Raw genomic sequence first — 10,545 nt, 5'->3', positions numbered from 1 at the left:
GCACCCCGGTGCCCGGTTCGGCCCCGCGCGGCGCCGGGCCGGCCCGACCCTGCGGCCTACGCCGGCCCGCCCGGCGCCAGCTGGCCCAGGGCCACGGCGATCGGGACCGCCGACGCCGCGGCCCACGCCTGCGGCCGGCAGGACGCCGGATACGGCACGGGGGCGCCCACCTGGTCCGCCGCGTGCCCGGAGAACAGCTCGGGCAGCCTCCAATCGAATCCCTCCGCGGCGTCGAGGAGACCCGCGGCCAGCGTCGACGCCTCGTCGGCGAACCCGGCCCGCGTCATGCCGTCGATGACGATGGCCGTGTCGTGGCTCCACACGGAACCCGCGTGGTACCGCGTGGGCCAGAATCCGCCGTTGGTGGTGGACACCGTGCGGATCCCGAATCCGGAGAACATGGTCGGGTCCATGAGGCGGCGGACCACGGTGGCCTCCTCGGCGGCATCGAGGATGCCCGTGCCCAGCAGGTGGCCCATGTTGCTCGCGACGCCGTCGACCGGCCGCTTGGAGGCGTCGAGCGCGATCGCCGGGTAGCGGCCGTCGGCGTCCTCGCACCAGAACGCCGCGCGGAACCGCGCGGCGAGGTCCTCGGCGTAGGCCCGCCATTCCCCGGCGCCGGGGCGCCCGAAGGCCTCGAGGAGCGCGGCCCCGCCCAGGGCCGCCTCGTACGCGTACCCCTGCACCTCGGCGAGCGCGATCGGCCCGTCCGCGAGCGACCCGTCGTGCCAGCGGATGGAGTCCCCCGAGTCCTTCCAGCCCTGGTTGGCCAGGCCGTGGCCGCTGGTGTCCAGGTACTCGAGGAAGCCGTCGCCGTCGGAGTCGCCGTGGTCGCGCAGCCAGACCAGGGCCGCCTCGAGCGGGTCCAGCAACGCGGCGACCTCCTGCTCGGGCAGCCCCGCCCGCCAGGCACCGTGCAGCAGCGTGATCCACAGCGGCGTGGCGTCAATGGTGCCGAAGTAGACCGGCGGGAGGGCGACCCCCTGCCCGTCCTCCTCGAAGCGGAGGGTGGCGCGGCGCACCTCGTGCAGGATCTTGCCGGGCTGCTCCGCGGTGTCCGCGTCCGTCGTCGTGCCCTGCCGGGCCGCGAGGGCACGCAGCGTCCCGCCCGCCAGCGCGGTGTCCAGCGGCAGCAGCATGCGCGCCGCGATGAGGGAGTCCCGGCCGAACATCGTGAGGAACCAGGGGGCGCCGGCGGCCAGGAACGTGTCCCCGGGCCGGTCGGACGACGCCATGCGCAGCCCGTTGAGGTCCGACACCGACCGGCTCATGAGCCGGTCCATCCGGCGGTCCGCCAGCCGCGGGGCCACCAGCGGCGCGGTGGTGGGGCCCACCATCGGGGCGCCGAGGTCCTCCACGTCCAGGCGCCACGGCAGCTCGACGCTGCCCCCAGGCTCCACGTCGACGGTCCAGGCGAGCAGCACCGTGCCGTCCGCGTACTCCGCGTCCGCGGCGCCGGTTTCGAGAAGCGCCCGGGTCCCCTCGCCGCGCCAGCTCCAGCCCGGGCCGGCGACCTCGGGCCCGGCCGCGGGGGCGGCGCCGGACTTGATCTTCTCCATCGGCGTGCTGTCCACCACAATCCGGCAGACGACCCGCAGGCGCACGGGCTCCGCCTGGGCCGAGTCGATCCGGATCGTCTCCGCGACGCCGCGCGCGTCGGCCGTGCGGCTGCGGGTCAGGTGGACGAGCGGGTCGGCGACCGATCCGGGGACCCGCACGAAGTGCAGGTAGTCCACGGCATCGGCGGAGCGGACGTGGGTGGAGACCCAGGCGGGCTCCTCCCCGTCGACGGTCAGCACGGCGCTCCTCACGACGCGGTCGTCCCCGCAGTGGATGCCCTGGGCCCCCTCCCCGCGGATCTGGCCGTGGGGGTCGGCCCACGCCTGGACCGGTGCGCTGAAGACGCCGGTGAGGTCGTGCAGGTACGGCTGGAGGTATGCCATGCGGGGTCTCCTGGGGTTGTGCGGGCGTGCGGCCGCGGCCGCACGTTCAGTTCTTGATCGTTCAAAATAGTGATTGACAGCCTATTTGAACGATCATATCGTTGTAAACGGCGTCCTATCCGGGACGTCACACGACGAACGAGGGCGAGGGCGACCGTGGCGAAGGCAACGCTGGTTTCGCTGGCGAACGCGCTGGGCGTGTCCCGCCAGACCATCTCCAACGCCATCAACGCCCCGGAGCGCGTCAAGCCGGAGACCCTCGCCCGCGTCCAGCGCGCCATCGCCGAGGCCGGATACCGGCCCAGCGCCGCGGCCCGCCAGCTGCGCACGCGCCGCTCCATGAACCTCGGCATCCGCATGATCCCCGGCGCCGACGGCATCAACGGCTCCATCTACGACCGGTTCCTGCATTCCCTGGCGGAGGCCGCCCAGGAACGCGGCTACCGCCTCACGCTCTTCTACGCGGCCTCGGACGCCGACGAGATCGAGCAGTACGACCAGCTGCTGGACGTCGCCGACCTCGACGGGTTCGTCCTCACGGGCACGCACCGCGACGACGAGCGCACCGCCTGGCTCCTGGAGCGCGGCGTCCCGTTCGCCGCCTTCGGGCGCCCGTGGAGCGACGACGGGGACCCCTTCGCCTCGGCCCACGCGTGGGTCGACGTCGACGGCGGGGCGGGCACCGAGGAGGCGACCCGCGCACTCATGGCCCAGGGCCACCGGCGGATCGGTTTCCTCGGCTGGCCCACCGGCTCGGGCGTGGGCGACGACCGCCGCGCCGGCTGGCGCCGCGGCCTGTCCCACGGGCCGCTCGCCGACGACGCGAGCCGCGCGGCGGCCGGGGAACTGGACATCCAGACCGAGGACGGCGTGGCCCGGGGCGCCGACGGCGCCGCGCGGCTGGTGGGCGCCGGGGCCACGGCCGTCGTCTGTGCCAGCGACTCGCTGGCGCTGGGCGCCCTCGCCGCCCTGCGGTCGCTGCCGCCCGGGACACCGCCGCCCGCCGTCGTCGGGTTCGACGACACGCCGGTCGCCGCCGCCATCGGCCTGTCCAGCGTCGCGCAGCCCATCGAGAGCGTCGCGCGCCAGATCATCGCCGTGCTCACCCACGGCCTCGGGGGCAGGGACGACGGCACGACGCCGGAGCCCCCGCGGCACGTCCTGCTCCCGGCCGCGTTCGTCGAGCGGACCCCGCACGCCCTGGGCGCCGTTCCCGCGGCCCCCTCCCCCTGAACCGCACCACCACACCCGCATCGCATCCCAGCAGAAGGACATCAGGCAATGACGACTGACAAGCACACCCGAATCCGCCGGACCGCGCTGGCGGCCGCCGTGACCGCCGCGGCGCTGGCGCTCGCCGGCTGCGGCGGCTCCGGCTTCTCCTCGGCCGCGGACGAATCCGGCGCGGACGGGGCCCCGCAGGAGGCCACGGAGGCGCCCCTCACCGTCCTCATCGGCTCCTCCGGGGCCGCCGAGACGAAGGCCGTCACCGATTCGGTCGCCGCCTGGTCGGAGGATTCCGGCATCGACGCCGAGGTCACCGCAGCCTCCGACCTGGTCCAGCAGCTGAGCCAGGGCTTCGCGTCCGGCAACCCGGCCGACGTCTTCTACGTGTCGGCGGATCAGTTCGCCGGATACGCGGCCAACGGATCGCTCGAGCCCTACGCCGAGGACCTTGGCAACAAGGACGACTTCTACCCCGCGCTGCGGGAGGCCTTCACCTACGAGGACACCCTGTACTGCGCTCCGAAGGACTTTTCCACGCTGGGCCTGGTCATCAACGACAAGCTCTGGGACGACGCCGGCCTGACCGAGGCCGACGTGCCCACCACGTGGGAGGAGCTGGCCGACACCGCCGAGAAGCTCACCAGCGGATCGACCGTCGGGCTCGCGTTCAGCCCCGAGTTCCAGCGCCTGGGCGCCTTCGCCGCGCAGGCCGGCGGCGGGCTGGTGACCGACGGGACGGCGACGGCCAACAGCGCCGAGAACGTCGAGGCGCTGGCGTACGCGCAGCGGCTGATGAAGGACGGGGTGGCCAAGTACTCCTCGGAGCTCGGCTCGGGCTGGGGCGGCGAGGCCTTCGGCAAGGGCCAGGCCGCCATGGTCATCGAGGGCAACTGGATCGCCGGCGCCCTCAGCAACGACTTCCCCGACGTCGACTACACCGTCGCCGAGCTGCCTGCGGGCCCGGGCGGCAAGGGCACCCTGCAGTTCACCAACTGCTGGGGCATCGCCGCGGACAGCGACAACGTCGGCGGCGCGCGCGAGCTCGTCGAGCACCTGACGTCCGTGGACTCGCAGATGGCGTTCGCCCAGGCCTTCGGCGTCATGCCCTCCGTCCAGTCCGCCGCCGACCAGTGGTCGGCCGAATACCCGGACCTGGCGCCGTTCATCGCCGGCGGCGAGTACGCGCAGAACGTTCCCGCCCAGCCGGGCGCCTCCGACGTCATCGGCGAGCTCAACGCCCAGTTGGAGAGCCTGAAGACCGCCGATCCCCAGAAGATCCTGGATACCGTCCAGGGCGACATGGAAGCGGTCCTGCAGGACACCCCGTAGCACCCGCTCGGCGGTCCGCGGCGCAGACCTGCCGCCGCGGACCGCCGATCCACCACAGCGCGGCGCCGGCCCCGGCGCGACGCAAACCAGAGGAGCACAGGTGGCAAAGACGACACCACGGGCCGCCCGGACCGGCCGCGCACCGCGGCGCCGCGGCAACCAAGGCCGCCAGGGCCTGACCGGATGGCTGTTCATCGCGCCCGTCGTCCTGATCCTGGGCCTGTTCCTGGTGATCCCGGTGCTGATGGCGGCGTGGGTCAGCGTCTCCGACTGGACGGGCCGGGGCAGCCCGCTGGCCGCCGGCGTCGGCTTCGTCGGCGCCGAGAACTACGCGGCCATCCTCGACGGCGACGGCCTCGCGGCCCGCGACTTCGGCACGTCCATCCGGAACAACCTCTACTACGTCCTGCTGGTGGTCCCGCTGCAGACCGCCCTGGCGCTGTTCCTGGCGGTCATGGTGAACCGCCAGATCCTCCGGGGCCGCGGGATCTTCCGCACGGCCTTCTACTTCCCGTCGGTCACGAGCTCGGTGGCCATCACGGTGCTCTGGCTATTCCTCTTCAGCTCCTCGGGCGTGGTCAACAAGGTGCTGTCCTTCTTCGCCATCACGGGCCCCAACTGGTTCCAGGACCCCCGCGGGGTCATCCACGTGATCCTGGCGGCGCTCGGGGTCCCGCAGGCCCCCGCCGCCCTTTCCGACCCGGCGTTCCTCGGCATCTCCGGCTGGGAGTGGCTCGCCGGCCCGTCGGTGGCGATGAGCGCCTTCGTGCTCATGGCGATCTTCACCACCTCCGGGACGTTTATGCTCCTCTTCATCGCGGCGCTGCAGAACATCAGCGGCGAGGTGCAGGAGGCCGCCATGGTGGACGGGGCGAGCGGCTGGCAGAGGTTCTGGCACGTCACGCTGCCGATGCTGCGCCCGACGCTCTTCACGGTCCTCACGCTGGGGCTGATCGGCACGTGGCAGGTCTTCGACCAGATCTACACCGGCACCCAGGGCGGTCCGGCCAAGACCACGCTGACACCCGCCTACCTCTCCTTCAGCTCGGCGTTCAACAACCAGCGCTGGGGCGAGGGCGCGGCGATCGCCTTCATCCTCTTCGCGATCATCGTGGTCCTGACGCTTCTCCAGCGCTTCGCGCTGCGCGAGCGGGACGTGCCCAAGCGCCGCCGGATGGCGCCCGTGGCGCCCACCGGAGGCCCCTCCGCAGACCGCGCGCCCGAGGCGGCGCCCGCAGGGAAAGTGAACCAGCGATGACCCAGCTCGCCGAACGGTCGGCCGCCCCGGCCGAATCACAGCCCCGGCCCGAGCGGCGCCGCAGGCGGCGCCCCGGCCGCGCCCGCCGCGGATGGATCCTCTACGGGATGCTCGTGTCCCTGGCGCTGATCTACATCTTCCCGTTCCTGATCCAGCTCGCCAGCTCGGTCAAGACGGAGCCCGACGCCGCGCAGAACCCCCTGAGCCTCGTGCCCCAGCACTGGACGTTCGCCGCCTACGAGACCCTGTTCGCCTCGTCCGACTTCACCACGTGGGCGCAGAACTCGTTCGTCGTGACCGTCTTCGTCACCCTCGGCAGGGTCTTCTTCAACTCCCTGGCCGGCTACGCGCTCGCCCGGATCGACTTCCGCGGCCGCGGCCTGGTCTTCGCGCTGCTCATCGGCGTCATGGCCGTGCCCGGCGTCGTGCTGCTCATCCCGAAGTTCCTGGTCATCAACCAGCTCGGCATGTACGACTCCTACGCCGGCATGATCCTTCCGCTGCTGGCCGACGCCGCCGGCGTGTTCATCATGAAGAGCTTCTTCGAGTCGATCCCGGTGAGCGTCGAGGAGCAGGCGCGGGTCGACGGGGCGGGCACGTTCCGCATCTTCTGGTCCGTCGTGCTGCCGATGGCCCGCCCGGCCGTGATGACGATCGTGATCCTCTCCTTCCAGGGATCCTGGAACGAGCTGAACCACTTCATCATCTCCACGCAGGATCCGGCCCTCACCACGCTCACCAAAGGCGTCGCCCAGCTGGCGTCGGGCCAGCTGAGTCAGGGCACCCAATACCCGCTGAAGCTGGCCGCGGCGGCGCTCATGACCGTTCCCGTGGCCGTGGTCTTCTTCATCTTCCAGAAGCGGATCATGAACGCCTCGGCGGGCGCGGTGAAGGAGTAGGCGCGCCGCTCCGGCCGCGGAATAACCCCGGTGGGCGCCGTGTTGGCCCGAACATGACGCACACCAGCGAACCGTCCACGCCCATGCCCACGGCCGCGGCCGCCACCGCGACCATCGACCTCAAGGATCTCGGCACGGTCCACCGCCTCGGATTCGGCGCCATGCGCATCGTCGGGGACGGCGTCTGGGGCGAGCCCCGCGACCCGGCGCGCGCCGTCGCCGTCGTCCGCCGGGCGGTCGAGCTCGGGGTCGACTTCATCGACACCGCGGACTCCTACGGCCCGGACGTCAGCGAGCGGATCATCGCCGAGGCGCTGCATCCGTACCCCGAGGGCGTCCGCGTGGCGACCAAGGCCGGTTTCACGCGCCAGGGACCGAACCGCTGGATCCCGGTCGGCCGGCCCGAGTACCTGCGGCAGCAGGCCGAGCTGAGCCTGCGCAAGCTCGGGGTGGAGACCCTGGACCTGCTGCAGCTGCACCGGATCGACCCGAAGGTGGACCGCGACGAGCAGTTCGCCGAGCTGGCCGCGCTGCAGGCCGAGGGGAAGGTCCGCGCGTTGGGGCTGTCGCAGGTCTCCGTGGAGGAGATCGAGGCGGCCTCGCGGCACTTCACCGTGTCCACCGTGCAGAACCGCTACAACCTCACCGACCGCTCCGCCGAGGACGTGCTGGAGTTCTGCGGGGAGCGGGGCATCGGCTTCATCCCCTGGGCGCCCATGTCGGCGGGCGAGCTGGCGCGGACGGGCGGGCCCGTGGACCGGGCCGCCGCCCGGCTGGGGGCCACCGCCTCCGTGATTGCGCTGGCCTGGCTCCTGCGCCGCTCGCCGGTCATGATGCCGATCCCGGGCACCGGATCCGTCGACCACCTGGAGGACAACATGGCCGCCGCCGCACTGCACCTCGACGACGTGACGTTCGCGGAACTCGACGAGGCCGGTCGCGCCGCCGCGGAGGCCGCGCGGACCCGGGACGGCGGACGATGAGCGTCCTGATCGCCGGCTGCGGCGACCTCGGCACCGAGGCGGGACTGCGCTTCGCGGCGGCCGGGCACGCGGTCACCGGGTGGCGGCGGCGGCCGGATCGCCTGCCCGCCTTCATCCGCGGTGTCGCCGCTGACCTCACGGGCGACCTGCCGGAGGTGCCCGCGGACACGGAGACGGTCGTCTTCACGCCCGCCGCGTCCGGGCGCAGCGAGGAGCAGTACCGCGCCACCTACGTCGACGGGCTGGCCCGGCTGCTCGACGCCCTGGAGCGCGACGGCGTCACGCCGCGCCGCATCCTGTTCGTTTCCTCGACGGCGGTCTACGGGGACTCGGACGGCGAGCTCGTCGACGAGCTGACGCCGACGGCGCCGGCCAGCGCCACGGGCGCGGTCATCCGCGAGGCCGAGGAGCTGCTGCACGCGCGCCGGCCGGACGGCATCGTCCTGCGCCTGGCCGGGATCTACGGCCCGGGACGCACCCGGCTCGTCGATGCCGTGCTCGGCGGCACCGCCGTCGTGCCCTCCGGCCCGCACCCCACGAACCGCATCCACCGCGACGACGCCGCCGCGGCCATCGTGCACCTCGCCACCGCGGTGCCGGAACCGGAGCCGGTCTACGTCGGCGTCGACGACGAACCGGCCGAGCTCGGCGACGTCCTGCGGTTCCTCGCCGCCGAGCTGGGCCGCGGGGAGCCGCCGACGGGCGGGGCCCCGGCGGCGCGCGGCGGGAACCGCCGGCTGTCGAACGCGCGGCTGCGGGCGACCGGATTCGGGTTCGCCTTCCCCACGTTCCGCGAGGGATACCGGTCAGTGCTGGCGGGCGAGGGGATCCGGCACCCGTAGGTGCCGCGCGGGGCCCTACACGTGGAAGTGCGTGGTCGGCGGGGCCCCGGAGGCCGAGAAAACGATCTGCGTGGCGATGTCCCGCAGCTTGAGGTTGCGGTGGCTGGCCGCCCGCTTCATGATCTGCACCGCGTCCTCCTGCGAGCAGCGGTTCTGACCGATCAGCACGCCGACCGCCATGTCGATGATCGTCCGGGACTCCATGGCCGCCTTCCTGCCCTCGGCCTCCTCGCGGTGCAGGGCCATCCGCACGGCGAGCCGCAGGGCCTTGGACGCGTGGGACGCCACGCGCTGGACGGCGCGGACGGCGTCCTCGTCGAACACGCCGAGCCTGCCCGCGTACAGGTTGAGCCCCGCCACGGCGTCGCCCTCCAGCGCCAGCGGCACGGCGAGGATGGACGTGAGCCCCTGCGCGGCCACCACGGACGTGTACTCCGGCCACCGCGTCTCCGCCTGGAGGTCGGGGATCAGCACCGGCACGTTGGTCCGCACGGCGCGCAGGCACGGCCCGTCGCCGTAGCGGTACTGGATCTCGTCCATCAGGCGGGCCCGGTCGCTGCTGCTCGCGATCGTGTCGGCGTTATTGTCCCGCAGGAGGGTGATGCCGCAAAGCACCTCGGCACCGGGCGGGGCCACGACGCTCACGGTGTGGCGGGCGAGGTCCGCCAGGAACTCCTCGACATCCCCGCTGTTCAGAATGAGATCCAGATAGGTGTCCACGTGCCCGCCCGACAGCCTAACTATCGACTTGTGGCCCGCCAGGAATTCGACAAGCCCTTAACGCCACGGCCGCAACATCAGCCCCAGAAGCGCGGTGATGATACCAGCCGTTTCACCGAGGTTACCCCAACACGCCGCGGAATGTGAGGCAGTCAATCCAACGAATTGGCTACGGGGGCTTCACAAACTTCATCCATCCGTTTTACAGTTGAATGGCGGTCAAGGAGCGGCCCACCACACTGCACTATGACGTGGGAGCTATACGTGAACCATCGACTCAATGTCCTCGTTCGACTCGACCTCGATCCCCGCTCGGCCGTCGTCGTCGTCAGCGGCTGCCTGACCGAAGCCAACGTTCCCGCCCTGGTACCGCTCATCCGGCGGACGCGGGCCATCATTCCCGGCCTCCGCGTGACCGTCGACCTCGCCGGCGCGAAGCACATCGATCACCCCGCGGTCGAGACGCTGCAGCAGTTCGCCGACTCCGAGGGCCTCTCGCTCGACCCGATTCCCTCCCCGCCGCCGATCGTCCTGCGCATGCCGGCGCTGCTGCCCGACTGCCCCGCGCTGGCGCGGACGTACGCGGGCCTCGCCGTCGCCGCGTCCGCGGAAACCTCCGCCTACGCGCCCCGGCCCGTCCGGCGGGACGCCGGCCCGACGACGGCCGCGGCCCGCGCCAGGCGCCGGACCGCCCGGGTGGGCGAACTGGTCTCCTAAGCGGCGGCTCCCCGCGGGCGCACTCGTCGCCGCACCACGATCTGGACATCTTCTTGGGGGGTGTCCAGTCGTCCGTCCGGCCCAGATCGGCGCCGTGGGCGGGGTCCCGCCCCGCGGCGGGATCCGGCCCACGCCTGCGCCCAGCCGCGCCCGTGCCGCACGTCACGCGGCCGCGGGCAATCCGTAGACGCCCCCGGTTGCGAATGATCCCACGTGGCCCGCGCCGGGGGCGGGATCCGCCCTGCCGACCCGGGCCGCACGGGATCCCACACGACGGATCCCCGCGCGACGGCCGGGACCGCGACCGTTGGGGAGGTCGCCCGGCCTGGAGACCACCGCTCTTGGGGGCGGTGGCCCTCAGGCCGTGCGGCGGCCCACCAGGAAGTAGGCGATCGGCCCGGCGAAGTTCACGAACGTCGCGGCGACCCACGCGGTCTTCGGGCCGCGGACCAGGTGCGCCGGGCGGTTCACGAGGTCCTTCAGGGCAGCGCTCTGGAGGGCCACCTGCACGGCCGACAGCACGATGATGCGGGTCTTCTGCGGCTTGCTCAGGTCGTTCCACTTCTGCTTCGCGTTCATGGCGGACCTCTCCGATCGGTGTGGTGTTTCCATCGTAGGATGCGCCCC

General features: G+C 72.6%; 10 protein-coding genes. 7 read left to right on the top strand and 3 right to left on the bottom strand.

Annotation, left to right across the window (positions count from 1 at the left end; all coding sequences use genetic code 11):
• Nucleotides 1–56: 56 nt before the first annotated feature.
• On the bottom strand, nt 57–1,943 hold the full coding sequence (locus ACETWP_RS08795) for a glycogen debranching N-terminal domain-containing protein (RefSeq protein ID WP_373971852.1): 1,887 nt from the start codon (nt 1,941–1,943) through the stop codon (nt 57–59).
• Between the two features lie 156 nt (nt 1,944–2,099).
• Between ACETWP_RS08795 and ACETWP_RS08790 the strand changes: the two genes are divergently transcribed.
• From ACETWP_RS08790 to ACETWP_RS08765, 6 genes are all read left to right on the top strand, one after another.
• On the top strand, nt 2,100–3,176 hold the full coding sequence (locus tag ACETWP_RS08790; RefSeq protein ID WP_373971851.1) for a LacI family DNA-binding transcriptional regulator: 1,077 nt from the start codon (nt 2,100–2,102) through the stop codon (nt 3,174–3,176).
• Nucleotides 3,177–3,224: 48 nt separating this feature from the next.
• Entirely contained in the window at nt 3,225–4,499 is a 1,275-nt protein-coding gene (locus ACETWP_RS08785; protein WP_373971850.1) for a sugar ABC transporter substrate-binding protein, read from the top strand.
• 100 nt (nt 4,500–4,599) lie between these two features.
• Nucleotides 4,600–5,757, top strand: a complete 1,158-nt coding sequence (locus tag ACETWP_RS08780; protein WP_373971849.1) for a carbohydrate ABC transporter permease — start codon at nt 4,600–4,602, stop codon at nt 5,755–5,757.
• Nucleotides 5,754–6,656 (top strand): carbohydrate ABC transporter permease, encoded by a 903-nt coding sequence (locus ACETWP_RS08775; RefSeq protein WP_373971848.1) that lies wholly within the window; start codon nt 5,754–5,756, stop codon nt 6,654–6,656. Before ACETWP_RS08780 ends, ACETWP_RS08775 begins: the two co-directional genes overlap by 4 nt.
• Before the next feature lie 53 nt (nt 6,657–6,709).
• Nucleotides 6,710–7,639 (top strand): aldo/keto reductase, encoded by a 930-nt coding sequence (locus ACETWP_RS08770; protein ID WP_373971847.1) that lies wholly within the window; start codon nt 6,710–6,712, stop codon nt 7,637–7,639.
• Complete coding sequence (locus ACETWP_RS08765; protein WP_373971846.1) at nt 7,636–8,481, top strand: SDR family oxidoreductase; 846 nt, start codon at nt 7,636–7,638, stop codon at nt 8,479–8,481. The genes ACETWP_RS08770 and ACETWP_RS08765 overlap by 4 nt, the downstream gene beginning before the upstream one ends.
• 15 nt (nt 8,482–8,496) lie before the next feature.
• Here the strand turns inward: ACETWP_RS08765 and ACETWP_RS08760 are convergent, their stop codons facing one another.
• Entirely contained in the window at nt 8,497–9,201 is a 705-nt protein-coding gene (locus ACETWP_RS08760) for a GAF and ANTAR domain-containing protein (protein WP_373971845.1), read from the bottom strand.
• A gap of 264 nt (nt 9,202–9,465) precedes the next feature.
• On the opposite strand from ACETWP_RS08760, the gene ACETWP_RS08755 reads away from it, so the two are divergent.
• Nucleotides 9,466–9,918: a hypothetical protein gene (locus ACETWP_RS08755; protein WP_373971844.1), complete on the top strand. Its 453-nt coding sequence runs from the start codon at nt 9,466–9,468 to the stop codon at nt 9,916–9,918.
• Nucleotides 9,919–10,275: 357 nt separating this feature from the next.
• On the opposite strand, the gene ACETWP_RS08750 is transcribed toward ACETWP_RS08755, so the two are convergent.
• Entirely contained in the window at nt 10,276–10,497 is a 222-nt protein-coding gene (locus ACETWP_RS08750) for a PLDc N-terminal domain-containing protein (RefSeq protein ID WP_373971843.1), read from the bottom strand.
• Nucleotides 10,498–10,545 lie beyond the last annotated feature (48 nt).

The sequence above is a fragment of the Arthrobacter halodurans genome, from assembly GCF_041877255.1.
In the GTDB taxonomy this organism is placed as follows: Bacteria; Actinomycetota; Actinomycetes; order Actinomycetales; family Micrococcaceae; genus Arthrobacter_N; species Arthrobacter_N halodurans.
The sequence above is the reverse complement of the archived record's forward strand: the minus strand, read 5'-3'. Positions and strand labels throughout refer to the sequence as shown.